General features: G+C 64.7%; 23 protein-coding genes. 10 read left to right on the plus strand and 13 right to left on the minus strand.

Annotated features, from left to right (window positions below):
• The first annotated feature begins 5 nt into the window (after positions 1–5).
• The gene (locus NMB41_RS20420) at positions 6–710 is read left to right on the plus strand and encodes a 2OG-Fe(II) oxygenase (protein ID WP_494379627.1); all 705 of its coding nucleotides are present in this window, start codon (positions 6–8) and stop codon (positions 708–710) included.
• Positions 711–822: 112 nt separating this feature from the next.
• On the opposite strand, the gene pepA is transcribed toward NMB41_RS20420, so the two are convergent.
• Together pepA and NMB41_RS20430 are read right to left on the minus strand one after the other, a co-directional pair.
• On the minus strand, positions 823–1,668 hold the full coding sequence (gene pepA, locus NMB41_RS20425; RefSeq protein ID WP_494379628.1) for a flocculation-associated PEP-CTERM protein PepA: 846 nt from the start codon (positions 1,666–1,668) through the stop codon (positions 823–825).
• Between the two features lie 214 nt (positions 1,669–1,882).
• A complete protein-coding gene (locus NMB41_RS20430; protein ID WP_494379629.1) occupies positions 1,883–2,818 on the minus strand; it encodes a LysR family transcriptional regulator in 936 nt (311 codons plus the stop codon).
• A gap of 111 nt (positions 2,819–2,929) precedes the next feature.
• On the opposite strand from NMB41_RS20430, the gene NMB41_RS20435 reads away from it, so the two are divergent.
• A complete protein-coding gene (locus tag NMB41_RS20435) occupies positions 2,930–3,826 on the plus strand; it encodes a DMT family transporter (protein ID WP_494379630.1) in 897 nt (298 codons plus the stop codon).
• A 44-nt stretch (positions 3,827–3,870) separates the two neighbouring features.
• On the opposite strand, the gene dxs is transcribed toward NMB41_RS20435, so the two are convergent.
• Genes dxs through NMB41_RS20450 form a run of 3 tightly spaced genes read right to left on the minus strand, consistent with a single transcriptional unit; the run spans position 3,871 to position 6,899 of the window.
• On the minus strand, positions 3,871–5,745 hold the full coding sequence (gene dxs, locus NMB41_RS20440) for a 1-deoxy-D-xylulose-5-phosphate synthase (protein WP_494379631.1): 1,875 nt from the start codon (positions 5,743–5,745) through the stop codon (positions 3,871–3,873).
• Positions 5,746–6,642 (minus strand): polyprenyl synthetase family protein, encoded by an 897-nt coding sequence (locus NMB41_RS20445; protein WP_494379632.1) that lies wholly within the window; start codon positions 6,640–6,642, stop codon positions 5,746–5,748.
• Positions 6,639–6,899, minus strand: a complete 261-nt coding sequence (locus NMB41_RS20450; RefSeq protein ID WP_494379633.1) for an exodeoxyribonuclease VII small subunit — start codon at positions 6,897–6,899, stop codon at positions 6,639–6,641. Before NMB41_RS20450 ends, NMB41_RS20445 begins: the two co-directional genes overlap by 4 nt.
• Before the next feature lie 356 nt (positions 6,900–7,255).
• Between NMB41_RS20450 and NMB41_RS20455 the strand changes: the two genes are divergently transcribed.
• The 4 genes from NMB41_RS20455 (at position 7,256) to NMB41_RS20470 (ending at position 10,677) form a co-directional block, all read left to right on the plus strand.
• Positions 7,256–8,356 carry an aromatic ring-hydroxylating oxygenase subunit alpha gene (locus tag NMB41_RS20455; protein WP_494379634.1) on the plus strand — a complete coding sequence of 367 codons (1,101 nt, stop codon included), beginning with the start codon at positions 7,256–7,258 and terminating at the stop codon, positions 8,354–8,356.
• Positions 8,357–8,497: 141 nt separating this feature from the next.
• Entirely contained in the window at positions 8,498–9,421 is a 924-nt protein-coding gene (locus tag NMB41_RS20460; RefSeq protein ID WP_494379635.1) for a DMT family transporter, read from the plus strand.
• Positions 9,422–9,429: 8 nt separating this feature from the next.
• Positions 9,430–10,287 (plus strand): sulfurtransferase, encoded by an 858-nt coding sequence (locus NMB41_RS20465; protein WP_494379636.1) that lies wholly within the window; start codon positions 9,430–9,432, stop codon positions 10,285–10,287.
• A gap of 3 nt (positions 10,288–10,290) precedes the next feature.
• Positions 10,291–10,677, plus strand: a complete 387-nt coding sequence (locus tag NMB41_RS20470) for a Fur family transcriptional regulator (protein WP_494379637.1) — start codon at positions 10,291–10,293, stop codon at positions 10,675–10,677.
• Here NMB41_RS20470 and NMB41_RS20475 read toward each other — a convergent pair.
• Together NMB41_RS20475 and NMB41_RS20480 are read right to left on the minus strand one after the other, a co-directional pair.
• A complete protein-coding gene (locus tag NMB41_RS20475; RefSeq protein ID WP_494379638.1) occupies positions 10,674–11,063 on the minus strand; it encodes a MerC domain-containing protein in 390 nt (129 codons plus the stop codon). The genes NMB41_RS20470 and NMB41_RS20475 overlap by 4 nt on opposite strands.
• The gene (locus NMB41_RS20480) at positions 11,063–13,168 is read right to left on the minus strand and encodes a TonB-dependent receptor domain-containing protein (RefSeq protein ID WP_494379639.1); all 2,106 of its coding nucleotides are present in this window, start codon (positions 13,166–13,168) and stop codon (positions 11,063–11,065) included. The genes NMB41_RS20475 and NMB41_RS20480 overlap by 1 nt, the downstream gene beginning before the upstream one ends.
• 164 nt (positions 13,169–13,332) lie before the next feature.
• On the opposite strand from NMB41_RS20480, the gene NMB41_RS20485 reads away from it, so the two are divergent.
• Entirely contained in the window at positions 13,333–13,551 is a 219-nt protein-coding gene (locus NMB41_RS20485) for a hypothetical protein (protein ID WP_494379640.1), read from the plus strand.
• A gap of 34 nt (positions 13,552–13,585) precedes the next feature.
• Here the strand turns inward: NMB41_RS20485 and NMB41_RS20490 are convergent, their stop codons facing one another.
• Together NMB41_RS20490 and NMB41_RS20495 are read right to left on the minus strand one after the other, a co-directional pair.
• Complete coding sequence (locus tag NMB41_RS20490) at positions 13,586–14,257, minus strand: ZIP family metal transporter (protein ID WP_494379641.1); 672 nt, start codon at positions 14,255–14,257, stop codon at positions 13,586–13,588.
• Between the two features lie 179 nt (positions 14,258–14,436).
• Entirely contained in the window at positions 14,437–15,321 is an 885-nt protein-coding gene (locus NMB41_RS20495) for a dienelactone hydrolase family protein (protein ID WP_494379642.1), read from the minus strand.
• Positions 15,322–15,503: 182 nt separating this feature from the next.
• On the opposite strand from NMB41_RS20495, the gene NMB41_RS20500 reads away from it, so the two are divergent.
• Positions 15,504–16,013: a hypothetical protein gene (locus NMB41_RS20500; RefSeq protein ID WP_494379643.1), complete on the plus strand. Its 510-nt coding sequence runs from the start codon at positions 15,504–15,506 to the stop codon at positions 16,011–16,013.
• A 125-nt stretch (positions 16,014–16,138) separates the two neighbouring features.
• Positions 16,139–17,704: a methyl-accepting chemotaxis protein gene (locus NMB41_RS20505; protein WP_494379644.1), complete on the plus strand. Its 1,566-nt coding sequence runs from the start codon at positions 16,139–16,141 to the stop codon at positions 17,702–17,704.
• A 9-nt stretch (positions 17,705–17,713) separates the two neighbouring features.
• Here NMB41_RS20505 and NMB41_RS20510 read toward each other — a convergent pair whose 3' ends face one another.
• The 3 genes from NMB41_RS20510 to NMB41_RS20520 all read right to left on the minus strand — a co-directional run bounded on the left by NMB41_RS20510 (position 17,714) and on the right by NMB41_RS20520 (position 20,928).
• Positions 17,714–18,931, minus strand: coding sequence for a DUF4382 domain-containing protein (locus NMB41_RS20510; RefSeq protein ID WP_494379645.1), 1,218 nt, complete (start codon positions 18,929–18,931; stop codon positions 17,714–17,716).
• 152 nt (positions 18,932–19,083) lie between these two features.
• Positions 19,084–19,722, minus strand: a complete 639-nt coding sequence (locus NMB41_RS20515) for a GIN domain-containing protein (RefSeq protein ID WP_494379646.1) — start codon at positions 19,720–19,722, stop codon at positions 19,084–19,086.
• A 117-nt stretch (positions 19,723–19,839) separates the two neighbouring features.
• Positions 19,840–20,928: a tartrate dehydrogenase gene (locus NMB41_RS20520; protein WP_494379647.1), complete on the minus strand. Its 1,089-nt coding sequence runs from the start codon at positions 20,926–20,928 to the stop codon at positions 19,840–19,842.
• 98 nt (positions 20,929–21,026) lie between these two features.
• Between NMB41_RS20520 and NMB41_RS20525 the strand changes: the two genes are divergently transcribed.
• Positions 21,027–21,920 carry a LysR substrate-binding domain-containing protein gene (locus NMB41_RS20525; RefSeq protein ID WP_494382878.1) on the plus strand — a complete coding sequence of 298 codons (894 nt, stop codon included), beginning with the start codon at positions 21,027–21,029 and terminating at the stop codon, positions 21,918–21,920.
• A gap of 189 nt (positions 21,921–22,109) precedes the next feature.
• Here the strand turns inward: NMB41_RS20525 and polA are convergent, their stop codons facing one another.
• Positions 22,110–24,851, minus strand: coding sequence for a DNA polymerase I (gene polA, locus NMB41_RS20530; protein ID WP_494379648.1), 2,742 nt, complete (start codon positions 24,849–24,851; stop codon positions 22,110–22,112).
• Positions 24,852–24,961 lie beyond the last annotated feature (110 nt).

Raw genomic sequence — 24,961 nt, forward strand, 5'->3', positions numbered from 1 at the left:
CAGCCTTGAACGACTTCATCGGCATCTACGACGATGCCCTCACGCCGCAGCAATGCGACGCCATCCTGGCCCGCTTCGAGGCCAGCGACAAGGTCGCGCGCGGGCGCACCGGCAACGGCGTCGACACCGGCAAGAAGGACAGCTGGGACCTCACCATCGGTCCCCACCCCGAATGGCATGACGTGGGCAACCTGATGATGGGCGCCGTGGCGCAGCATCTCGCCACGTATATCGACCAGTACCGCGCGCTGGTGCTGGGCGCGCTGGCGCCGATGGTTGCGCATCCGCAGACCGGGCAGCCGGTGGCGCTGTCGCTGGAGAATTTTGACGAATGCGGCAGGCCGCACCTGGCGGCGCTCTTGCAGTCGATGTACCGTTGCGGCCCCATCAACCTGCAAAAATACCTGCAGGGAACCGGCGGCTACCACCACTGGCATTCCGAGATTTATCCGCAAAACGCCAGCTGCGAGACCCTGCACCGCGTGCTGCTGTTCCAGTTCTACCTGAACGATGTGCGCGAGGGCGGCGAGACCGAATTCCTCTACCAGGAGCGTAAGGTGGCGGCGCGCAAGGGGCGCCTGATCATCGCGCCGGCCGGCTTCACGCATACCCACAAGGGGCATGTGCCGGTCAGCGGCGACAAGCTGATCGCGACGTCCTGGATCCTGTTCCGCCGCGCCGAAGAATTGTTCGGCAAGCCAGCAGGCTGAGGGCGGCAGGCAGGTTTGCCGTTTCCCAATGAAAAAAGCCGGTCAGCTTCGCTGACCGGCTTTTTCCGCTGCCCACTGTCGTTAGACAGGGCCAGCAGTATGCGAAGCCTGATTACGCCTTGGTAGCGCGCTTGCGGCTCACGACGCCGGCGCCCAGCAGAGCGATACCGAACAGGGCCAGCGAACCTGGCTCTGGCACTTCAGCCAGCTTGAACTGACCGTTGTTGCCAACGAAGAAGTGACGCGGGGAATTCGTGCCTGCATCAGCTGCGCAGTAGCCGCTGAATTCGCAAGCGATTTCCGACACCTGGTTCGCGGTCGGCTGCGAGATGGTGTTGGCGTTGGTGAAAGCGAAGGCCAGGATCGATTCCATCGACAGGTCGTCGCCGTTTTCACGGAAGAAGTAGCCCGAATCCAGCGAACCCATGTCGGCGCGTGCCAGCACGGTGACTTGACCGTTGTTGGTTGGCGAGCCGCTTGCATCGACCATGCCGCCGCCGCCAGCCATCACGGTGAAGGTAGCGATTTCGTTGCCCAGGTTGGCGCCGTACATGCCGGTGGTGCTGCCGTACTGGCCGTTCGTTGGGTTCTGGTACATGCGGATGGTACCGCTGCTGAACGTGAAGGCGCCGCTGAAGTTACCGCTGCCGGTCGCTTCGAAGGTTGCGGTGATGTTGCCGCCAGTGAAGTTCACTGGGAACAGCGCGCCGTTGCTGTCAGCCTGGACGATGTTGAAGGCAGCGTGCTCGGTGAACGAGAAGCTCGAACCGCCGGTTGGGTTGATCTGGATGAAGGCGCTGCCGTTCACGTCCAGGTATTCGTTGACTTGCTGACCAGCGGAGAAACCGGTGCCGACTGGATTGAAGACCCAGTCATTCATCACGGTAGCAGCGTTAGCGGCGCCAGCGAAGGAAACAGCAACAGCAGCGGCGCAAGCAAGTTTTTTCAGAAATTTCATATTAAGCTCTTATTCGTTAAAGCGATTGAGGGGACAAGTAAGCATGTATTAGCAATATGCGTGCCACATACAACAATCTCTTTAAAATCAAAGACTTAACTAAATAATATATATTGCATTTGAGTATTATGTAAAGAATCCCGATTAATTTATCCTATTAACCGATGATAATTCAGTAATTAAAGTGTCCCAATGCAATTAAACATTTCCCTGATTAATTAAGAAATGCATCCCAATCCGGCGTATCGCCGATTCTTTCGAGCAAGTAATCGATAAACACGCGGGTCTTTTGCGGCAGGAAGCGGTTCTCCATATAGATAGCGTAGAGCCGGTCGCCGAAAGGACCGAGCGGCGCGGCCTCCGGCAGCAGGTGCACGGCGGCCCCGCCGGCGATATCGTCGCCGACTATATAGGTAGGCAACAACGCGATGCCGACGCCGCCCAGCATCGCCATGCGCAGCGACTGGCTGCTGTTGGCCGTCAGGGCGCTCTCGAAGCGCAGCTGCTGCTTCGCGCCGTCGATCATGAAATTCCAGCTGCCCGCCCGCGACTCGCCGAAGGCCAGGCAGCGGTGTTTCTCCAGCTCGGCGATCGACGCCGGCCGGCCATGCCGTGCCAGGTAGGCGTTCGAGGCCACCAGCACGTGCCGCAGGCGACCGACCGGGCGCGCCACGGCGCTGTTCAGGGTCACTTGCGGCGTCAGGCGCAGCGCGACGTCCATGCCCTCTTCCACCAGGTCGACCACGCGGTCGGACAGGTGCAGCACCACGTTCACTTCCGGGTAGCGTTCCATGAAGCCGGGCAGCAGGCGCGCCAGCTGGGTATTCCCGAAGGCCATCGAGGTCGTCACGCGCAGGGTGCCGGCCGGGCCGTTCTGCATGCCGGCGATCGCCGCTTCGATGGCCCGGCCCTCGTCGATCATGCGCACCGCGTGGCGGTAGATCTCGAGACCGGCTTCGGTCGTGCCGAGGCGCCGCGTCGAGCGGTTCAGCAGCTTCGTTTGCAGGGCGCGCTCGAGGCGGGTGAGCTGCTTGCTGATGTTGGCCTTGGTCGTGCCCATCTGGCGCGCGGCCTCGGAAAAGCTGCCGCTGTCGACAATGCGCACAAAAGCCCAGAGGTCGCTGAAGTCGCGGGGCTGTAGTTCTCTCATGCTAGTTCACTCATGGTATCCAATCCGGAAACAATGTATTGCTCAGTTGGCACATTGTATCCAATTCGCCAACGGACTAAGCTCGAACGATCGACAACGAGAGAGACCACCATGACCACCCTCAGCCTTCCCGCCACGCGCAACCTGCGCGCCGGGCTGTTTTCCTTGCCCGTCCTGTTCGTGCTGCTCTGGAGTACAGGCTACGTGGTCGGCAAGATCGGCCTGCCGTATGCCGGCCCCTTCACCCTGCTCTTCCTGCGCTTTGCGGTGGCGGCGCTGGTGCTGCTGGTGGTGGCGCTGATCACGCGCGCGCCCTGGCCGTCCAGCGCGGCCCAGGTCGGCCACCTGGTCGTGGTCGGCCTGCTGTTCCAGGCCTTGCAGTTCGGCGGCTTGTATACAGGCTTGAAGCTGGGCGTCGGGGCGGCCGTGTCGGCCCTGATCGTCGGGACCATGCCGATTTTTACGGCGCTGGGCGCCAGCGTCTTCCTCGGCGAGCGCACCGGCGTGCGCCAACGCATCGGCCTCGCGGCGGGCCTGTGCGGCGTCGCGCTGGTGGTAGTCGAGCGGATCGGGACCGGCTCGGCGGGCCTTGCCGGCTACGGCGCCTGCGTGCTGGCCCTGGCCGGCATCACGCTCGGCACGCTGTACCAGAAGAAGTTCTGTACCGGGATGGACTTGCGCACGGGGAGCTTCGTGCAGCTGACGGCGGCCAGCGCGGTGGCCCTGGTGCTGGCCCTTGGCGTCGAGGATTTTGCGGTGCGCTGGACGCCTGGGCTGCTGTTCGCAACGGCCTGGCTGTCGATCGTCAATTCGATCGGAGGCTTTAGCCTGCTGTTCGTCATGATGCGCAAGAACGAGGCGAGCAAGGTGGCGAGCCTGTTCTACCTGATTCCGGGCGTGACCGCCTTCATGGGGTATGCGGTGCTGGGCGAGCGGCTGGGGTGGCTGTCGGTGGCGGGATTCGTGGTGTGTGCGGGGGCGGTGTATGTGTGTACGCGGGGGCGGTGACACGTAGGGTGGGCGGGTTCCCCGCCCACCCTACGTCCCTTCGTTTACGTGTTGTTGACTACAAGCCGTGGCTCCCCCGCCGCGCCGAAGCGCGCGCGGATCGATGCGGCGATGCCCTTCGCATCCAGCCCGACCGAGGCCAGCAGCGCCGCAGGGTCGCCCTGGTCGATGAACTTGTCGGGCAAGCCCAGGATCAGCAGCGGCTTGACGATGCCCGCAGCGGCCATCGCTTCGGCGACGGCCGAACCGGCGCCGCCCATGGTCGTGCCCTCTTCCACGGTGACGAAGCAGGCGTGGTCCTCAGCGAGCTTCTTCACCAGTTCGACGTCGAGCGGTTTCACGAAGCGCATGTTGGCGACCGTCGCGTTCAGGTCGGCGGCTGCGCCCAGGCTCGGCGCGACCATCGAACCGAAGGCGAGGATGGCGATGTCCTTGCCCTGGCGTTTGATTTCACCTTTACCGAGTTCGATCGAGCTAAGCTCTTCGACGATCGGCGTGCCGACGCCGGCGCCGCGCGGATAGCGCACCGCGGCCGGGCCGGGATAGTGGTAGGCAGTCGTGAGCATCTGGCGGCACTCGTTCTCGTTCGACGGCGCCATGACGACCATGTTCGGGATGCAGCGCAGGAAAGGCAGGTCGTAGTTACCCGCGTGGGTTGCGCCGTCGGCGCCGACCAGGCCGGCGCGGTCGAGCGCGAAGGTCACGTCCAGGTTTTGCAGGGCCACGTCGTGGATCAGCTGGTCGTAGCCGCGCTGCAGGAAGGTCGAGTAGATCGCGACGACCGGCTTCATGCCTTCGGTGGCCAGGCCCGCGCCGAAGGTCACCGAGTGCTGCTCGGCGATGCCGACGTCAAAGTAACGCTCCGGGTACTGCTGGTGGAAGCGCACCATGCCCGAACCCTCACGCATGGCCGGCGTGATGCCGACCAGGCGCGGGTCGATCGCAGCCATGTCGCACAGCCAGTTGCCGAAGACTTCGGTGTAGGTGATCTTGCTCGGGCTGGTGGCCGGGATGATGCCCTCGGTCGGATTGAACTTGCCCGTGCCGTGGTACAGGATCGGCTCCGCCTCGGCCAGCTTGTAGCCCTGGCCCTTTTTGGTGACCACGTGCAGGAACTGCGGGCCCTTGAGCTTCTTGATGTTTTCCAGCGTCGGAATTAACGAGTCCAAGTCGTGCCCATCGATCGGGCCGATGTAATTGAAACCGAATTCCTCGAACATCGTGGCCGGGACCACCATGCCCTTCGCGTGTTCTTCCAGGCGGCTGGCCAGTTCGCGCAAGGGGCCGGGCAGCACGCTTTTGCCGACCGTCTTGGCGGCGGCGTAGAACTGGCCGCTCATCAAACGCGCCAGGTAGCGGTTCAGGGCGCCGACCGGCGGCGAGATCGACATGTCGTTGTCGTTCAGGACCACCAGCAAATTGCAGTCTTCCTCGACGCCCGCATTGTTCAGCGCTTCGAAGGCCATGCCGGCCGTCATCGAGCCGTCGCCGATCACGGCGATCGCGTGGCGGTGCTCGCCCTTGATGCGGGCGGCGGCGGCCATGCCGAGCGCCGCCGAAATCGAGGTCGACGAGTGGGCGGTGCCGAAGGTGTCGTATTCGCTTTCGTCGCGCTTCGGGAAGCCCGACAGGCCGTTCAGCTGGCGCAGGCTGCCCATGCGGTTGCGCCGGCCCGTGAGGATCTTGTGCGAATAGGTCTGGTGGCCCACGTCCCAGACGATGCGGTCGTGCGGCGTCTCGAACACGTAGTGCAGCGCGATGGTCAGTTCGACCGTGCCCAGGTTCGAGGACAGGTGGCCGCCGGTTTTCGAGACCGAGTCGAGCAGGAACTGGCGCAGCTCGCTGGCCAGGGGCGTGAGCTGGCTGCGCGAGAGCTGGCGCAGGTCGGACGGGTCGTTGATGGTTTCTAGCAGTTTCATTTATGCCTTCCGCTGCACGATCAGGTCCGCGAGTTCGCGCAGCCGCAGTGCTTGTTCTCCAAATGGCGCCAGCGCATCATGCGCGTCGCGCCGCAATTGCTGCGCCAGTGCTTGTGACTCTTCCAGGCCGAGGATCGACACATAGGTCGGCTTGTTGTCGGCCGCATCCTTGCCGGCGGTTTTGCCCAGCGTGGCCGAATCGGCCGTGGCGTCGAGAATGTCGTCGACCACCTGGAAGGCCAGTCCCACTGCCTTCGAGTAGGCGCCCAGGGCTTCGAGTTCCGCTGTGCTCAAATCCTTGCCGCACATCGCGCCCAGCAGCACCGCGGCATGCAGCAGCGCGCCGGTTTTCAGCTGGTGCATGCGCTCGAGCTGTTCCAGGTTCAGCGCCAGGCCGACGCTGTCCAGGTCGATCGCCTGGCCGCCGCACATGCCGCCGGAACCTGCCGCTTGCGCCAGCAGGCGCAGCATGGCGACCAGGCGCGCCGGGGGCAGCGACGCGCCGTCCGCCAGCGTTTGAAATGCCTGGGCCTGCAGCGCGTCGCCGACCAGCAGGGCGGTCGCTTCGTCGTAGGCCACGTGCACGGTCGGCTTGCCGCGGCGCAGGGCGTCGTCGTCCATGCAAGGCATGTCGTCGTGCACCAGCGAATAGGCGTGGATCATCTCGAGGGCGCAGGCGGCACGCGCCAGCGCAGCGGCGTCGGCATTGAACAGCGCGCCGCTGGCATACACCAGCAGCGGGCGCACGCGCTTGCCGCCGCCGAGCACCGTATAGCGCATCGCTTCGTGCAGCTTGAACGGCACCTGGTGCGCGGCCGGCAGGAAGCCCGACAAGGCATCCTCGACTTCGGCCTGCACGCTCGTCATCCAGGCTGCGAACGGCAGCATCTCCGTCATTGCATCGCCTCGCCTGCGCCGTCGGCGCTGAAGGGTTTGAGCATGTCGCCCTCGAGTACCTTGACCTGGGACTCGACTTTTTCGAGCTGGGCCGCGCAATACTTCACCAGCTCCGAACCGCGCGCATAGGCAGCGACCGAGGCTTCCAGCGGCAACTGGCCGCCTTCCATCTGGGTGACGAGCTGGGCCAGCTCGGCCATTGCCTCTTCAAAAGAGGCTGGGGCCGTCGCCGCTCCCGCGTTAGTAATATTTGCCATAATGTCTTATTCTGTTGGGCTGGCGATTCCCATATGCGCTTAGGGTGCGCCGCAGGGGAATCTAATCGCGTATTTTAAAACAATCCACACTCCAGGGGTGGCCTGCGCGAATGCAGAGTTTCTTAATAGGTAAGTTCCTCTACATTCCAACTGTCTGCATTTCCATGAAAACGATGCGATTTCGGCACGACCTGTGCCATTCCTCCCCACAATCTCGCGACGGACCGCGACGCTAGAGCTCGTCAGGAGATATAATCTCCGGTTCTGTCCGAAATACCGTATTTCCTTAACTAAAAATACTGGTCTTTGGATTCTTTCTCTTCCTTGCGGTGATGCTTTTATAAAGGGGGGTTGGGATGTCCGATCTGGCTACCCACGCCAAGCTGGCGCGCTCCTGCGCTCAGCTTCCGGTAAATGTATATTTTGACAATGCGCTGTTGCAGCGCGAAATCCAGCAACTCTTCCAGAAGGGCCCGCGCTACGTCGGCCATGAACTGATGGTGCCGGAGACTGGCGATTTCGCGACCCTGCCTTCCGAAAACGAAGGCCGTATGCTCGTGCGCAACGCCAACGGCATCGAGGTGCTGTCCAACGTCTGCCGTCATCGCCAGGCGCTGATGTTCAATGGCCGCGGCAACGCCAACACCATTGTCTGCCCGCTGCACCGCTGGACCTACGACCTCAAGGGTGAGCTGATCGGCGCCCCGCATTTCGCGGAGACGCCCTGCCTGAACCTGTCGAAGACGCCGCTGCAAAGCTGGAACGGCCTGCTGTTCGAGCAGAACGGCTACGACGTGATGGACAAGTTGAATAGCATGTCGGTCACCAAAGACCTCGACTTCTCGGGCTATCTGTTCGACCACGTCGAAATCCACGAGGTCGATTACAACTGGAAGACGTTTATTGAAGTCTACCTGGAGGATTACCACGTCGAGCCCTTCCACCCGGGCCTGGGCAACTTCGTCAGCTGCGAAGACCTGACCTGGGAATTCGGCCGCGACTACAGCGTGCAGACCGTGGGCGTGAACCGCGGCCTGCAGAAGGCCGGCTCGCCGACTTATAAAAAGTGGCAGGAGCAGGTGCTGAAGTTCAACGGCGGCCAGGCGCCGAAACAGGGCGCGATCTGGCTGACGCTGTATCCGAACATCATGGTCGAGTGGTATCCGAACGTGCTGGTGGTGTCGACCCTGTGGCCAATGGGGCCGCAAAAGACGCGCAACGTGGTCGAGTTCTATTATCCGGAAGAGATCGCCCTGTTCGAGCGCGAACTGGTCGAAGCCGAACGCGCGGCCTACATGGAAACCTGCGTCGAGGACGACGAGATCGCCCAGCGCATGGATGCCGGACGCAAGATCCTGTTCGACCGCGGCGTCAACGAAGTCGGCCCTTACCAGTCGCCGATGGAAGACGGGATGCAGCACTTCCACGAGTGGTACCGCAGCAAGATCGATTTGTAGGCGACATGCCGACGCGTGGCCCCGACCGGGGCCACGCTGCATTTCGGCGCCCGCGCTTCCCTGCTTTCCGCCCCCCGGCCCTGCGCGCCACCGCAAGCTGCTGTATCGTCTATCCAGTTTTTCAGTCACCCCAGGAATGTAATGCCTTCACTTTGGATGCTGTTCGCCAGCTTCGCGTTTGCCGCCATGGGCGCCGGCGTGAAGCTCGCTTCCGAGTTCTACACCACCTCCGAACTGCTGTTCTACCGCGGCCTGATCGGCGCCGTGATCCTGTTCGCCCTGGTGCGCCACCGCGGCGGCACCTTCCGCACCACCTTCCCGAAAGAGCACCTGTTCCGCAGCGCGGTCGGCGTGACCTCGCTCTGGCTCTGGTTCTTCGCCATCGGCAAACTGCCGCTTGCTACCGCCATGACGCTGAACTACATGGCGCCGATCTGGATGGCCGCCGGGCTGTTCGTCGCCGGCTGGTGGTCGCGCACCAGTACCGTCGAATGGCCGCTGGTGCTGGCCGTGGGCGCGAGCTTCTTCGGCGTGACGCTGGTGCTGCAGCCGGCGGTCGAAAGCAACCAGTGGCTCGGCGGCCTGGCCGGCGTCTGCTCCTCGGTGATCTCGGCGATGGCCTATATGCAGGTGCGCAAACTCGGCCAGATGGGCGAGCCCGAATACCGGGTCGTGTTCTATTTTTCGCTGACGACCATGCTGGCGGGTCTTGCCGGCGTGCTGGCCGGCGACGGCCAGGCAACCGGCATGCCCTTCCATGGCCACACCACAGGCAGCGCCCTGCTCCTGCTGGGCATCGGCGCGGCCGCGCTGATGGCGCAGATGGCGATGACGCGCGCCTACCGGGTCGGCAAGGTGCTGGTGGTGGCGAACCTGCAGTACACCGGCATCGTGTTTTCCAGCCTGTGGGGCCTGGCGCTCTGGGGCGACCGCTTCAACTGGACCGTCTGGGTCGGCATCGGCGTGATCCTGGCGTCCGGCATCGCGGCGACGTTCTACAATACGCGCAAAACGGCGCGCGGCGCCGCGCTGGAAAAGACCGACCCGATCGCAAGCGAACTGTGAGGAGCAACATGTACACGACCTTGATTTCCGCCCCTGACCTTGCCACACACATCGACGACGCCGGCTGGGTGATCGTCGACTGCCGGCACGACCTGGTCAACCTGGCCTTCGGCCGCGAAGCCTACGCCGCCGGCCACCTGCCGCATGCCGTGTTCGCGGACATGGAAACCGAACTGTCCGGCGCCAAGCGTGGTGAAGACGGCGCCTTCCGCGGCCGCCATCCGCTGCCGGAAAAGGAAGCGCTGGCGGCGGTGCTGCGGCGCTGGGGCGTCAACGACGGCACGCAGGTTGTCGCTTACGACGCCCACGGCGGCATGTACGCGGCGCGCCTGTGGTGGCTGCTGCGCTGGCTCGGGCATGAGGCCGCGGCGGTGCTCGACGGCGGCCTGCCGGCCTGGCAGGCGCTGGGCCAGCCCCTGTCGTCCGATCCGCCCGAGCCGCGCAGCGCCGGCACCATTACCGTGCGCGCGCCTTTCGTGCCGACGGTGACAGTGGCCGAGGTGCTGGAAAATATCGAGACCGAACAGCGCACCGTGGTCGACGCCCGCGCGGCCGACCGTTTCAGGGGCGAGAACGAAACGATCGATCCGGTGGGCGGCCATATCCCGGGCGCGAAGAACCGCTTCTTCAAGGACAACCTGCACAACGACGGGCGCTTCAAGGCGCCGGAGCAGCTGCGCGAGGAGTTTGCAGGCGTGATCGATGATCCGAAGGACGCGATCATGCAGTGCGGCTCGGGGGTGACGGCTTGCCACAACTTGCTGGCATTGGAGGTGGCGGGGATGCCGGGGGCGGCCTTGTATCCGGGGTCGTGGAGCGAGTGGAGTGCGGATCCGAAGCGGCCGGTGGCCAGGGGCGAGGCCTGAGTCATGGAACGAAACACGCGACAGCGCAAGGCAGTCCACCAGTGCATCCTCGATGCCGGGCGTCCACTCGCCCCGCAGGAAATCCTCGAACACGCGCAAGGCGTGGTACCGGGCATCGGCCTGGCGACCATCTACCGCAGCATCAAGTCGATGCTCGAGGCGGGCGAGATCATCACGGTGTCGCTGCCGGGCAGCAGCGACCGCTACGAGATCGCCGGCCACCATCACCATCATCACTTCCATTGCCGGTCCTGCGACCGCGTTTTTGAAGTGCACGCCTGCCCTGGCGACATGCGAAAGCTGGCGCCGGACGGCTTCGCGCTGGAATCGCACGAATTGACCTTGTACGGCCTGTGCAGCGATTGCCGGCCCGGAGCCGCATCGGCCTAGTGGCCGCTTGCGCAGCGCCTGCAGAAGGCGTGATTGCGCCGGTGCGCCGCCAGCAGCAGCAAGCTGCTGGCCACCGCAAGCGCCGTCTCGAAGGCATGACCCAGGCGCGGGCCGGCCACCAGCACTGCCACCAGGAAGATGGCCAACCCGCTGCCGCCCAGCAGCAGGGGTGCCGGATCGCGGTGGGCCAGGTAGCCCGGCACCAGCGCCAGCAGTACCGGCACGGTGACGCCCAGCAACAGCGCGTCATGCAAGGCGTGGTGCTCCCCACCCAGCCCGAGCAGGGGAAATGCCGCCAGCAGCAGCGGCATGGCCAGGCAGTGCACCAGGCACAAGGCCGACGCCGCCATGCCGGCGTAATCGGCGACGCGGATCAGCCCTCGCATCAGAAGATGAAGCGCACGCCGGCCGTCAGGTTACGTGCCGTCAGGGGCGCCGCGCGCTTGATGAACGAGGTGTGGCTGAAAGCCAGTTCGTCGGTCAGGTTGTTCAGGCGCGCATAGAGCTGGGCCGGCACGCCGCCGATGCGGGTCGTGTAGTGGGTTCCGATATTGAGCATGTTGTAGCCCGCCGTCGGCGTTTCGAAGGCGGCCACGTCGTCCTGGGTGCCGACGCGGTACAACTCGGCCATGCCGTGCCAGGCCTGCCAGTGCGCATTCACGCGCGCGCCGATGCGGTGCGGCGCGATGCGCGGGATGTTGCGGCTGCCGGCGCCGCCGTCGACACCCTGGTCGAAGCGCGCGCGCACATAGTCGCCGAACAGCGTCGCTTCCAGGTTCGGCGAGAACTTATGGCGCACCTCCCCTTCCAGGCCGCGGAAAGTAGCGTCGCGCTGCGCGTACTCGACCAGCTGGAAGCCGTCGTGGTTGTCGAGCGTGCTGGCGTAGATGTAATCGCCCATCTTGTTGTGGAAGGCGCTCAGCGAGAAGGTCGTGGCGCCGGCGAACTTGCGCAAGGTGAGGTCGAGGTTGTTCGAGGTTTCCTTGTCCAGGTTCGGGTTGCCGATCTCCCAGGTGCTGGTGGCCAGGTGGGCGCCGTCCGCGTACAGCTCTTCGGCCGTCGCCAGGCGGTGGCTGCGCGCCACCGAAGCGCGCAGCGAATAGTCGGGGCTGAACTTCCAGACGGCGCCCAGGGCCAGCGAGGTGCCGCGCGCGCTGGTATCGCTCTGCGATGGGCTGTCGACGGCGATCTTCTGCCACTCGTGGCGCGCGCCGGCCTCGAAACGCCAGTCGCCCAGCTTGTACTCTTCGGTGAGGAAGACGGCATGCTTTTTCGTGACCGTCGGTGGCACGTAGGCTTCTTCGCCGGCGGTATTGAAATCGCGGTGCGAGCTCTGGGCGCCAAGCACGCCGCGCCAGCCGCCGAGCGGCACGTGTTCCAGTTCGACGCGCGCGTCGCGCCCCTTGTTGAAGAAGCTGGTGGCGATGACGCCGTCCTCGATTTCGTCGTGGCGATAATCGGTCAACGATACACGCAGGCGCGCCCTGGTAATGCCGGGGACCGGATTGCGCAGTTCGCCGCGCAGGTCCCAGCGGTCGCTGTCAAGCTTGACGATCGGGACGTCTTCGGTCCCGTGCTCATGCCCATGCTCCTCGCCTTCATGGCCGTGTTCCGCCTCGTCCCCATGGCCCCCGCAATGCAGGTGGTCGCCATGCGGGTGGCAGCTTCCGAATTCGTGATTGTGGCCCGGGATGCCGTATTCGTTACGCTCCTTGGTAAACGCCGCGCCCAGGAAGCCGCGCTCGCCCACCCAGGACAGGCCGACGCTGCCCGACTCGGATTGCTTGAAACTGCCACCGACGCGGCGCCCCTCTTCCCAGCCCTCGCCGACACGGTAGGCGCCGGCGTCGCGCTTGACGCCCTCGGCATGGATCGCCAGGTTGCGGCCAAGCGCCCCGGTCGCCTCGAAGGCGCCGGTCTTTTCGCGGGCGGCCGAATTGGCGCGCAGTTCCATGCTGCCTTCGAACGCCTTGTCCGGCTGCCGGGTCGGGATCTTGCGGTCGATGATGTTGACCACGCCGCCCACCGCCCCGCCGCCATAGGCCAGCGCGGACGGACCGCGCAGCACCTCGATCCGTTCGGCCAGTACCGGCTCAAAGGCCACGGCGTGGTCGGGGCTGATCGTCGACGCGTCCTGGATCTCTGCTCCGTCCGACAGGATCTTCACACGCGGGCCATCCATGCCGCGAATCACCGGGCGGCTGGCGCCAGCGCCGAAATGGCTCGAGGTGATGCCAGGCTGGTTGTTCAAGGTCTCGCCCAGGGTCGATTCACGTGCCCGCACCAGCTCGCCTCCGGAGAGCGAGGTGACCGGCGTGATCATGTCGTCTTCCAGCAAGCCGAGTGCACTGGCCGAGATCACCACCGTCGGAATGCTGTCCGGATCGGTATGCGGCCTGGCGGTGCCCGACTGGGCGTGGGCGAGCGGCGCGCCGAACGCGCACAGGAGCGCCAGCGTGAGGGGAGTCGGTTTGCAGGTAGGAAGGGGCATGTTGAAGGTCCTTGTCGTGGAGAGTTGCGCATGGCGCCGGCAAAAGCACATGGCCGCGGCCGGATTTGATAATGATAATCCATTATCATTAGACGCTCAAGAGCTGTTCTGCCCGCCTGCGGCTGCCGCATGCCGGCCGATGATCACGTTGTTGGAGCCTGGAGATGACCCGTCTTGTATTTACCGGTGCGCACGCGCACCCGCACGGCGCCGGATACGCGCACGCGCACGCCATGAGCGACCTGCAGCAAGAAGTTATTTGGTGGACAATACTGGCTTATCTGGCGCTGTTCGCCGTGGCGATCGGCGCGCTGCATTGGCAGGCAAGGAAAACCGCCAGGAAGAAGCCGGCCAAGCGCCGGCGTGGGAGGAAACGCCGCTGATACGTCGTGGCAGGCTGGACGGGCAGCCTGGCGCCTAGCGCGCGGTCAGGAACAGGACGATGATGACGCCCAGCGCGATCAACAGCACCTGCGGCACCGAATCCTTCACCGTCGCCCTTCTCTGCATCTGCGGCATCAAATCGCTCACCGCGATATAAATGAACCCCGACGACGCGAACACCAGCACGTAGGGAATCAGCCCGCTGGCGCGATCGAGCGTGTAATACCCGAGCAAGCCCCCCGCCACCGACAACAGGCTGCACAGCAGGTTGAACACGTAGGCGCGCATGCGCGAGAAGCCGGCGTTGAGCAGCACAATGAAATCGCCGATCTCGGTCGGGATCTCGTGCGCGACGATCGCCAGTGCGGTGACGATACCGAGCTCCGGGTTGGCCAGGAAGGCCGCCGCGATCAGGATACCGTCCGTAAAATTGTGCATCCCGTCGCCGATCAGGATCATCCAGCCCGATTTGCCTGCCTCGCGCGCATCGTGGCCGTGGGCGTGGTGGTGGCCGTCGCCCTCGTGATGGTGCGAGTGGCGCAGCAGCGCCAGCTTCTCGAGCAGGAAGAAGGCCAGCAGGCCGGCGAGCAGGGTCGCGAACAGCTTGTGCGTGTCGGCGCCCGATTCGAAGGCCTCGGGCAGCGCGTGCAGCAGCGAGGTCGAGAGCATGATGCCGACCGACAGGCTCACCAGCCGCTCCACCATTTTGGAGAGCAGCGTGAACGAGAATACAGCCGCGGCCGAGATGCTGAGCGCGCCGGCGACCAGGGTCGCCAGCAGGATGGAGATGAGAATCGGGTCGATGTGAAGCCTCTTGTTCTTCTGGGCGTGGCAAGCCGGGCATTGTACAGCGCCCGGCTTGCTTGCGCGCGTGTGCGCTTTGCTTACACGACGCCGTGCGTCCGGAACCAGTCCAGGGCGCGCCGCCAGCCATCCTTCGCGTCAGGCTCGTTGAAACTCGGACGGTAGTCCGCGTGGAAGGCGTGGCCCGAATTCGGATAGACCTGGAAGGCGGACCCGCTATTGCCCTTATCGAGCGCGGCGCGCATCTTCTCGACCGAGTCAAGCGGGATGCCGGTGTCCTTGCCGCCGTACAGACCCAGCACCGGCGCCTTCAGGTTCTGCGCGATGTCGATCGGGTGCTTCGGCGAATTAGGGGTAGATTCGCCCACCAGGCGCCCGTACCAGGCCACGCCGGCCTTGACCTTCGGGTTGTGCGCCGCGTACAGCCAGGTGATGCGGCCGCCCCAGCAGAAACCGGTGATCCCGAGTTTTTCGGTGTCGCCGCCGCGCTGCTTGGCCCAGCTGACGACGGTGTCGAGGTCCGACATCACCTGCGCGTCCGGGGTCTTGCCGACGATGTCGCGCATCAGGTCGGCGATGTTCGGTACCTTGCTTGCATCGCCCGCGCGCACGAACAGGTCGGGCGCGACGGCCATGTAACCCTGCTTGGCCAGGCGCCGCGCCACGTCCTTGATGTATTCGTGCACGCCGAAGATCTCGGAAATCACGAGGATCACCGGCGGATTGGTTTTACCTTCGGGCTGGGCGCGGTAGACCGGCACGTCCTGGCCGTTGACGACGATGATGTGGTCTCCGCTCGACAAGCCCGTGACGTCGGTCTTGACCAGGGTTTGCGCCTCGACCGGCAGCACCGCGGCCGCGAAGCCGGTGCCGATCGCCGCCTTCAGGAATACACGGCGGTCGACGCCGTCTTCGAAGCGGCTGGCGCCTGCCAGGCTGCCGCCGTCTTGTACGAGATCCTTCATGTGCATCCCTCCGGTCGTTAATTATCAGGATGATTATCTTACCGCGACATCGTGCCCTGCGCATGGGCTCACTGGTGCGTCGACGCGGCGAATGAGAATTCGATTGCCAAGGCGGTGGTATGGGCTGAAAATCGGGTGCACGAGTAACGCTACCATTGAGCTCCTGGAACGGAAGGTCTGCCATGTTTGAAAGCTTCAAACACTTTTTCGCACACGACAGCGGGCACGATGCCGCCACCCTGGCGCCCTTCGACGAAGACGAGGTCGTGCTGCTCGATGCCGAGGACCTGGCCGACGGCGGCATCCTGCAGGCCTTCGAACAGCTGCATCCGCAACTGCGTCAATACAATGCGGCCGATATCGACGTCGCCGAAGAATACGACGCCGAGACGGGTGCCTACACCGTGCTCGCCGACGGCAAAAGCTATGTCATCCGCGGTCCCCAAGCGCGCGGCGACCTCTGGGTGCTGGCCACGATCGCCTTCTTCGACATCGTCAATGCCGGCCTGGCGCAGGCGGACCACAAGTTCTACGCCCTCTACGGCGGCAACGACCTGGCTGGCGTCTTCCTGTCCGACGAGCAGTTCCATGCGGCGCGCCGCAGCATCGAGCGCCACGCGCACTGGCCCTGGATGCCGGTCAACCGCGCCCCCGATTACGGCTTCCCCTACGACGAAGACAAGCCGGACTGAGTCACCACTTTCTCCCGTTTCATGCTGGCCACATTGTTTCTTGATTTATCGCAATATTTTGTGACCTGCGGTAAGATCGATCCAAACAATAAATACACCGCTGGCATAATAATTCGGGGGACAGGATGCGTTTTTTCAAGCCGCTCACAGCGCATATCAATGCGCTGGCAAGGCAATTGCACGGCCAGTTGCCGGGCGCGGTGACGGTCGATCACGCGCACAGCATCGACATCAAGGGAACGCCGACGCCGGTGCTCAGGAGCGGCTCCTCCGTCCTGAACCTGGATTTTTCGCTGCCTGACGCATTTCAAAAGAAAACAGGCGCGACCTCGACCTTCTTTGTCCGCGTGGCGCAGGACTTCGTGCGCGTCACCACCTCGGTCAAGCGCCCGAACGGCGAGCGTCCCCTCGGCACCCCGCTCGACCGCGCCCATCCCGGCTACAAGGAACTGATGGCCGGCCGCGCCTATGTCGGCTACGCCACCTTGTTCGGCACCCAGTACATGACGCATTACGACCCGATCTTCAACAACAGCGGCAGCGTGATCGGCGTGCTGTATGTCGGCGTCGACGTGGGCGGGATGCGCCAGCTGCCGGTCTCGGTCAAGCTGGCCCTGATTGCCGCGCTGGCGGCCGGCGCTGCCGGTGCCGCCGGCATCTGGCTCATGACGGCGCAGGCCCCGGCCATGGAGCAGGCGGGACTGCGCCTGCAGTACCTGTTGACCATGCTCTGGCCCCTGCTCGGGCTGGGCGTGCTGGTCGACCAGTGCGTGCGGCGCATGGTGACCCGGCCCTTGGTCCAGGCGCGCGAAGCGGCGCAGAAGCTGGCCCAGGGCGACCTCTCGGCCCAGATGCACGTGGCGCGGCGCGACGAGATCGGCCAGCTGATGCAGGCCATCAATGGCATCAGCCAGGGACTGGCCGACATCGTCGGCAAGGTACGCAGCAGCTCCGACAGCATCGCGCTGGCCACCGGCGAGATCGCCAGCGGCAATGCGGACCTGGCCACGCGTACCGAAACCCAGGCCGGCGCGCTCGAGGAGATCGCATCGAACGTCGAGACCATCGTGGTGGCGGTGCGCGCGAACAGCGAGCGCTCGTCCCACGTGACGGCCCTGTCGACGTCGGCGGCGGACGAGGCGGCGGCGGGCGGCAAGGCGGTGGCGGAAGTCGCCGGCAAGATGACGGCGATCCGCCAGGCCTCGGCCAATATCGCGGACATGATCGGCACCATCGAGGCGATCGCCTTCCAGACCAATCTGCTGGCGCTGAACGCCGCGGTCGAAGCGGCGCGCGCCGGTGAACACGGGCGCGGTTTTGCGGTGGTGGCCTCCGAAGTGCGCGCCCTGGCGCAGCGCAGCGCCACAGCCGCGCGCGATATCGGCGCCGTGATCAAGGTCTCGGTGGCCGAGGTCGATAAGGGCAGCAAGCTGGCCGACCAGGCAGGCGTGGCCATGACCAGCCTGTTAGAGTCGGTAAGCAGCGTGGCCGGGATCATGGCCGAGATGAGTGCGGGCCGCCAGGCCCAGACCAGCAGCATCGAAGAATTGAACCAGTCGGTCGGCAGCCTCGACGACATGACCCAGCAGAATGCCGCACTGGTCGAAGAAGCGGCGGCGGCCGCCGAAAACCTGCACCGCCGCGCCGACGAATTGTCAAACGTGGTGCAGGTCTTCAAGCTGGGGCGCTGACCAAACTGATTACGGGGTCAGCGTGAAGTTCACCGCCGTCTGGTTCTGCGCAGCGATGCTCACCGCATCGACACCCTTGGCGGCGTAGCCAGTGGCCGATGCTTCGACCCGGTAGCTGCCCGCGGTGACGCCGGCGGCAGGCGCCAGCACCAGGGGACGGGCTGCGCTGTAGGCCACATACTGCGGCGCGGCGACAGGCAGGTTGGCGATCGTGTAGGCGCCGCCGGCCAGGTCCGCACCCTGGTATTTAATCGTCACCGGGCCGGCGCCCACGGTCTGCTTCGCTGCGACATAGGCGACTTCCGTGGCGCTTGGCGGCGTCATGGTCACCGTGCCGCCGATGCTGCCCATGGTGCCGGCGGCGAGCGTCAGCGGTGCGGCGGCAGTCGAGAGCGAGGTGGTGCTGGTGGTCGATGCGACCGGCACGGCGCCGATCACGGCGGCGGCGCTGTTGTCGGCCGTGATGACGACGTCGTAATTGCCCGGCGCCAGGCGCGACAGGAAGAATTCGCCGGTGCTGGCGTTCGGCGTGGTCGCGCTGACGATGGTGCCGTTCTGCTGCGCCGATACCGTCACGTTGCTGCCCAGGAGCGTCGGGCTGATCACGCCCGAAATGCCATTGATCGCGCTCGGCAGCATCTTCACGACGGGCTTGAGCGCAAAGGCGCCCTTGCCGCGCGTGACGACGGATTTGCAGGCGTCGAAGTCGATCACGACGTCGGCGCGCGCGCCCGCTTCGACAGTGAAATTCCCCACCAGCTTGATGCCGCTCTGGAGCGCGCTCGGTGTTTCCAGCGCCTGTTCGGTTTTCGCGCCGCTGACGACGACGGTGTTGGCCGTGCCGCTGGTGTTGGCGTCGAGCACCAGGCGCAGCTGGTTGTACTGGCCGGCTTCGAGCGTCGTCTGGCCCAGCGTTTCAAGCACGCCGTTGGTCAGGTTCAGCAGGTTGACCTTCTTGGGCGTGGCCAGCGTGATGTCGGTCCAGCCGCCATCGCCCTCGCCTGCCGTGCCGCTCTTGTTGACGCGCACCTTGGTGACGGTGACGTTGACGGCGTCGAAGCCGCAGGCCGGCGCGTCGGTCATGGCCACGCTCAAGGTACCCATGGTCGACGCCGGCGCAGGACCCGCAGCGCTGCCGCCGCCGCCTCCGCCGCCGCAGGCGCTCAGGCTTGCCGCGACGATGGCGCCGCCAAGAAGAAGATGGGAACGGATGGACGTGGAATGCATGGAAGACCTTTCAGAAAATGGACCGCCCGGTGGGGCGCTGAAAGGACAATAACATTCCACATGGCAACATTATGTTAGCCAGCCAACCTTGAAACGTTTCATTACAACTGAAACATTTAACCGTTGTCTTTACGCAACTTTACAATAGACCATTAATCGCCGGCACTGACCGAGCCGATCCCCTGCACCGATTTATTGACGGTGCGCGGCTTGCCGTAGTAACTCAGGCTGCCCATGCCCTGCACGTTCGCATCCAGCCTGTCCTTGGCATACACCTTGACGTCGCCCACGCCCTGGAAGCGGATGTCGGCGTTGTTGGCGATCAGGGCCTTGGTATCGACTTCGCCGACGCCTTCGGCCGTCATCTTGAGCGACTTCACCTGGCCATTGACTTCCATGCGGCCGGCGCCGCGGTAGTTGACGTCGAGGCGCTCGCCGCGCACGTTATTGAGCAGGATTTCGCCCGCGCCTTCGGCATCGAAGGCGCGCAGCTGGGCCACCTTGATGACGATGCGGTTGTCGCCGACATTGTTGTTCAGGGTCTTGTCGCGCATGCGCAGGCGCAGTTCGCCGTTCACGACTTCGCTCGTCAAACCGTTGATGAACTTGTCGCTGCCGCGTACCAGCACCGACTGCTGCCCCGCGCCGGCGTCGACCGTCACGCTGAACGGGCCCTGCGCCTTGATCGAAGTGAAGGGTGCGGCATTGCGCACCTGGTCGGCGCCATGGGCGGCGCCGGCGGTCAAGGCGAGAGCGAGAACGACTGGGAGGACGGGAGTGAAAGTGCGCATGGTGATTTCCTTTCGTGAGAATGAAACCATCCTAGCGCCAGGTGCGCCGCAAGGGGGCCGTTTTGCGATGGACTGCAATATTGGCCCCCTGGACGCGCGATTCGCGGGTCCCTTGCCTCAAGCCTCGGCGGCGAGCAGCGCGGCGATCGCCTGCCCGACTTCGCCCGTGCTCGCGCTGCCGCCCAGGTCCGGCGTGCGCGGACCGTTCACGAGGCAGGCTTCCATGGCGCTGACGATGGCGTCGTGGGCGGCGGTGTAGCGCGCATCGCCCTGCCCCAGGAAGTCGAGCAGCATCGCACCGGACCAGATCATCGCGATCGGGTTGGCGATGTTCTGGCCGTAGATGTCGGGCGCCGAGCCGTGCACCGGCTCGAACAACGAGGGGAAGGTGCGTTCCGGGTTCAGGTTGGCCGAGGGCGCGATGCCGATCGTGCCGGCGCAGGCCGGGCCGAGGTCCGACAGGATGTCGCCGAACAGGTTCGAGGCCACCACCACGTCGAAGCGTTCCGGCGAGAGCACGAAGCGGGCCGCGAGGATGTCGACGTGGTACTTGTCCCATTTGACGTCGGCATAGTGTTCGCCCATGGCGGCCACGCGCTCGTCCCAGTAGGGCATCGAGATCGCGATGCCGTTCGACTTGGTCGCCGCGGTCAGGTGCTTTTTCGGGCGGCGCTGGGCCAGGTCGAAGGCGTACTTCAGGATGCGGTCGGTGCCGTGGCGGGTAAAGACCGCTTCCTGCAGCACGATCTCGCGGTCGGTGCCTTCGAACATGCGCCCGCCGACCGAGGAGTACTCGCCTTCGGTGTTCTCGCGCACCACATAAAAATCGATGTCGCCCGGCTTCTTGTTCGCCAGCGGGCAAGGCACGCCGGGCATCAGGCGCACCGGGCGCAGGTTCACGTACTGGTCGAACTCGCGGCGAAATTTCAAGAGCGAGCCCCACAGCGAAATGTGGTCGGGCACGGTGTCGGGCCAGCCGACGGCGCCGAAGAAAATGGCTTCGAAGCCGTCCAGCTGGGCCTTCCAGTCATCCGGCATCATCTTGCCGTGCTGCGCGTAATAGTCGCAATCGGCCCAGGCGAAGGTGGTGAATTCGAGATCGATGTCGAAACGGCGCGCTGCTGCCTCCAGTACGCGCAGGCCTTCGGGCATGACTTCCTTGCCGATGCCGTCGCCGGCGATGACTGCGATTTTATGGGTTTTCATGGGGCTGTCCTGTGTGGTCTGAATGGATAGCGTCAGGATAACCAATTACAGCGCGTTTATAATCATGCCAAATGTAGTCTCAGACAACACGAATCATGATGAATCAACTGGAAAACGCCGACCTGAGCGTCTTTGTCACCGTCGTACGCACGGGCAGCTTCGCCGCAGCCGCCGAAGCGCTGGGCATGTCGCCGGCCTATGTGAGCAAGCGCATCGGCATCCTGGAGGAGACGCTGGGCGTGCGCCTGTTCCAGCGCACCACGCGCCGGGTCGTCATCACGGGCGAAGGCGAACAGGTATATGCGCGCGCCCTGGCCATCCTCGACCAGCTCGACGAACTGTTCGATGAAGTCTCGCAGCAGCGCCGCGAGCCGAGCGGCCAGGTGCGCATCTGCAGCAGTTTCGGCTTCGGCCGCAACCTGGTCGCGCCCGTGATTGCCAAGCTGGTCGCGGCCTATCCCGGCCTGCAGATCCGCTTCGAAGTCTTCGACCGCCTGGTCGACACCGTGGCCGAAGGGTTCGATCTCGACGTGCGCGTGGGCGACGAGATCGCGCCGCAGCTGATCGCGCGGCGCCTGCTGGCCAACCACCGGATCCTGTGCGCGGCGCCCGCCTACCTGGCGCGCCATCCGGCACCGAAAAACCTGCAGGACCTCGCCGGCCACCAGTGCCTGCCGATCAAGGAGCGCGACCATCCCTTCGGCGTCTGGCGCCTGCGCGGCCGCGACGGCGAGGAAACGGTGAAGGTATCGGGTGCGCTGTCAACGAATCACGGCGAGATCGCCCTGCGCTGGGCCCTGGACGCCGCCGGCATCGTGCTGCGCTCGCGCTGGGACGCCCAGCCCTACCTGGACGCGGGCACGCTGGTGCAGGTGCTGCCGGAGTACACGCAGGAAGCCAATGTGTGGGCTGTGTATCCGCAGCGTTTGGCCAGTTCGGCCAAGGTGCGGGTGTGTGTGGAGTTTTTGGAGAAGCACCTGGGAGGGACGTGATGTCGCTCCGCTCGGGCGCGCGATGATGCGTCTGTGCGTTGAACGCGTGGGCGGCGTCCCCGCAGCGTGGCCGCAAACATGCGAGTGGAGCCGCCCACCCTACGTCCCTCCGGCACGAGACGATGGTTTTCGTAGGGTGGGCTCTCCGAGCCCACGCGGTACACCATCCCCGCCATCGAAACGCCCGACCTAGTGCGCCTCTTCCCAATTGCCGCCGACGCCCGTCTCCGCCACCAGCGGCACCTTGAGCGTCGCCACGCCCGCCATCAACTCGGGCAGCTTCGCCTTCACCAACTCCAGCTCCGACTCAGGCACTTCCAGCACCAGCTCATCGTGCACCTGCATCACCATGCGCGTGGCCAGCTTGTCGGTCTCGAGCCAGCCTTGCACCGCGATCATGGCCAGCTTGATCAGGTCGGCCGCCGTGCCCTGCATCGGCGCGTTGATCGCGGCGCGTTCGGCGCCGGCGCGGCGTGGGCCGTTCGGGGAGTTGATCTCGGGGAGCCATAAACGGCGGCCGAACACGGTCTCGACATAGCCGCGGGCCTTGGCGGCCACGCGCGTCTCGTCCATGTACTGCTTCACGCCCGAGAAGCGCGCGAAATAGCGCTCGATGTAGCTGGCGGCGGCGGCGCGTTCGATCTGCAGGTTCGCGGCCAGGCCGAAGGCGCTCATGCCGTAGATCAGGCCGAAGTTGATGACCTTGGCGTAGCGGCGCTGCTCGGAATCGACTTCGTCCGGCGCCACGCCGAAGATCTCGGCGGCGGTCGCGCGGTGGATGTCGACGCCTTCGGCAAAGGCGCGCAGCATCGCTTCGTCGCCCGAAATATGGGCCATGATGCGCAGCTCGATCTGCGAATAGTCGGCCGAGACGATCTTGCAGCCCGGTGAGGCGACAAAGGCTTCGCGGATGCGGCGCCCCTCTCCGGTGCGCACCGGGATGTTCTGCAGGTTCGGATCGTTCGAGGCCAGGCGCCCGGTAATCGCCACGGCCTGCGCATAATTGGTGTGCACGCGGCCCGTGTTCTGGTTCACCATCTTCGGCAGCTTGTCGGTATAGGTCGACTTCAGCTTCGACAGGCTGCGGTGTTCCAGCAGCACCTTCGGCAGCGGGAAGTCCTCGGCCAGCTTTTGCAGCACTTCCTCGTCGGTCGACGGCGCGCCGGTGGCGGTCTTCTTGATCACGGGGAGCTGCAGCTTGCCGAAGAAGATCTCGCCGATCTGCTTGGGCGAGCCGAGGTTGAACGGGCCGCCGGCCATCTCGTAGGCCTTGGCTTCGAGTTCGACCAGGCGCGCACCGAGTTCGCGCGACTGCGCATTGAGCTTTTCGGCGTCGATCAGCACGCCGTTGCGCTCGATCTTCTGCAGCACGATCTGGGTCGGCAGCTCGATGTTTTTATAGATATAGGTGAGGCCCGCATCCTTTTCCACGTGCGGCAGCATGGTCTGGTGCAGGCGCAGGGTGATGTCGGAATCCTCGGCCGCGTATTCGGTCGCGCGTTCGAGTTCCACCTGGTCGAAGCAGATCATGTTGACGCCCTTGCCGCAGACGTCCACGAAGGGAATCGTCGTATAGCCCAGATGGCGCATCGCCATCGTGTCCATGTCGTGCGGCTTGTGCGACTCGAACACGTAGGACTGCAGCAGCGTGTCGTGGACGATGCCTTGCAAGGTCACACCATGGTTGTTAAAGATGTGCATGTCGTACTTCAGGTTCTGGCCCAGCTTCGGCTTGGCGGGATTTTCCAGCCACGCGCGCATGCGCTCCAGCACCTCTTCGCGCGGCAGCTGCTCCGGCACGCCGGCATAGCGGTGCGCGACCGGGATGTAGGCGCCCTTGCCAGCCTCGACCGAGAGTGAAATGCCGACCATCTGCGCCGTCATCGGGTCGAGCGAGGTCGTTTCGGTGTCGACCGAAGTCAGCTCGGCCGCTTCGGCCAAAGCCAGCCATTTGTCGAGCTGCTCCCAGGTCGTCACCAGTTCGTAGTCGCCCTTGATGATCGGCATGCCAGGCAGCGTGTCCTGGGCGCCTTCCGGCGAATTCATGGCCGGGCCGCCGTTCGGAGCGCCGCCCTGGGACAGTTCGCGCAGCATCGTCTTGAAACCGTAGCGCGAGAAGAAGTCGCGCAGGGCGTCCTTGTCTTCCGGGCGGGCGACCAGGCTTTCCTCGATCGAGACGAGATGGCCCATCAGTTCGCAGTCGGTTTTCACGGTGATCAGCTGGCGGCCCTGGGGCAGCCATTCGAGCGCCGTGCGCAGGTTTTCGCCGACCGCGCCGCCAATGCTGTGGGCGTTCTCGATCACGCCGTCGAGCGAACGGTGCAAGGCCAGCCACTTGAGGGCCGTCTTCGGGCCGCATTTGCTCACGCCCGGCACGTTGTCGACGGTGTCGCCGATCAGGGTCAGGTAGTCGATGATGCGGTTGGGCGGCACGCCGAATTTCTCAAGCACGCCGGCTTCGTCGAGCTTTTCGTTGCTCATCGTATTGATCAGCATGACCTTGTCGTTCACCAGCTGGGCCAGGTCCTTGTCGCCGGTCGAGACGATGGTGTTCATGCCCTTGGCGGCGGCCTGCACGGCCAGGGTGCCGATCACGTCGTCCGCCTCGACGCCTTCGACCATCAGGATCGGCCAGCCCATGAGCCGCACCACCTCGTGGATCGGCTCGATCTGCTTGGACAGATCGGTCGGCATCGAGGCGCGGGTTGCCTTGTACTCGGGGTACATGTCGTCGCGGAAGGTTTTACCCTTGGCGTCGAACACGCAGGCGATGTAGGCAGCCGGATAGTCGGCGCGCAGGCGGCGCAGCATGTTGACCATGCCGTGCATCGCCCCGGTCGGGTGGCCATCCGGACCGCGCAGGTCGGGCAGCGCGTGGAAAGCGCGATAGAGGTAACTGGAACCGTCGACGAGCAGCAGGGTATTTTGCATAGGAATGTTGGGTGAAGCCGGCAATGAGCCAAAGTGACAGGCATTATCGCAGAATCCGGCATGGAAAAAGCACAAGGCAAGCGCGGCGCGCCGGGTCAATATGGCGTCGC

It is taken from the genome of Massilia sp. FBCC-B171, assembly GCF_059134155.1.

Bases quoted from the DNA above. Each gene is read 5' to 3' on its own strand.
- pepA (WP_494379628.1), bottom strand. From the start codon at position 1,668: ATGAAATTTCTGAAAAAACTTGCTTGCGCCGCTGCTGTTGCTGTTTCC.
- NMB41_RS20430 (WP_494379629.1), bottom strand. From the start codon at position 2,818: ATGAGAGAACTACAGCCCCGCGACTTCAGCGACCTCTGGGCTTTTGTG.
- NMB41_RS20435 (WP_494379630.1), top strand. From the start codon at position 2,930: ATGACCACCCTCAGCCTTCCCGCCACGCGCAACCTGCGCGCCGGGCTG.
- dxs (WP_494379631.1), bottom strand. From the start codon at position 5,745: ATGAAACTGCTAGAAACCATCAACGACCCGTCCGACCTGCGCCAGCTC.
- NMB41_RS20445 (WP_494379632.1), bottom strand. From the start codon at position 6,642: ATGACGGAGATGCTGCCGTTCGCAGCCTGGATGACGAGCGTGCAGGCC.
- NMB41_RS20450 (WP_494379633.1), bottom strand. From the start codon at position 6,899: ATGGCAAATATTACTAACGCGGGAGCGGCGACGGCCCCAGCCTCTTTT.
- NMB41_RS20455 (WP_494379634.1), top strand. From the start codon at position 7,256: ATGTCCGATCTGGCTACCCACGCCAAGCTGGCGCGCTCCTGCGCTCAG.
- NMB41_RS20460 (WP_494379635.1), top strand. From the start codon at position 8,498: ATGCCTTCACTTTGGATGCTGTTCGCCAGCTTCGCGTTTGCCGCCATG.
- NMB41_RS20465 (WP_494379636.1), top strand. From the start codon at position 9,430: ATGTACACGACCTTGATTTCCGCCCCTGACCTTGCCACACACATCGAC.
- NMB41_RS20470 (WP_494379637.1), top strand. From the start codon at position 10,291: ATGGAACGAAACACGCGACAGCGCAAGGCAGTCCACCAGTGCATCCTC.
- NMB41_RS20475 (WP_494379638.1), bottom strand. From the start codon at position 11,063: ATGCGAGGGCTGATCCGCGTCGCCGATTACGCCGGCATGGCGGCGTCG.
- NMB41_RS20480 (WP_494379639.1), bottom strand. From the start codon at position 13,168: ATGCCCCTTCCTACCTGCAAACCGACTCCCCTCACGCTGGCGCTCCTG.
- NMB41_RS20485 (WP_494379640.1), top strand. From the start codon at position 13,333: ATGACCCGTCTTGTATTTACCGGTGCGCACGCGCACCCGCACGGCGCC.
- NMB41_RS20490 (WP_494379641.1), bottom strand. From the start codon at position 14,257: ATGGTGGAGCGGCTGGTGAGCCTGTCGGTCGGCATCATGCTCTCGACC.
- NMB41_RS20495 (WP_494379642.1), bottom strand. From the start codon at position 15,321: ATGAAGGATCTCGTACAAGACGGCGGCAGCCTGGCAGGCGCCAGCCGC.
- NMB41_RS20500 (WP_494379643.1), top strand. From the start codon at position 15,504: ATGTTTGAAAGCTTCAAACACTTTTTCGCACACGACAGCGGGCACGAT.
- NMB41_RS20505 (WP_494379644.1), top strand. From the start codon at position 16,139: ATGCGTTTTTTCAAGCCGCTCACAGCGCATATCAATGCGCTGGCAAGG.
- NMB41_RS20510 (WP_494379645.1), bottom strand. From the start codon at position 18,931: ATGCATTCCACGTCCATCCGTTCCCATCTTCTTCTTGGCGGCGCCATC.
- NMB41_RS20515 (WP_494379646.1), bottom strand. From the start codon at position 19,722: ATGCGCACTTTCACTCCCGTCCTCCCAGTCGTTCTCGCTCTCGCCTTG.
- NMB41_RS20520 (WP_494379647.1), bottom strand. From the start codon at position 20,928: ATGAAAACCCATAAAATCGCAGTCATCGCCGGCGACGGCATCGGCAAG.
- NMB41_RS20525 (WP_494382878.1), top strand. From the start codon at position 21,027: ATGAATCAACTGGAAAACGCCGACCTGAGCGTCTTTGTCACCGTCGTA.
- polA (WP_494379648.1), bottom strand. From the start codon at position 24,851: ATGCAAAATACCCTGCTGCTCGTCGACGGTTCCAGTTACCTCTATCGC.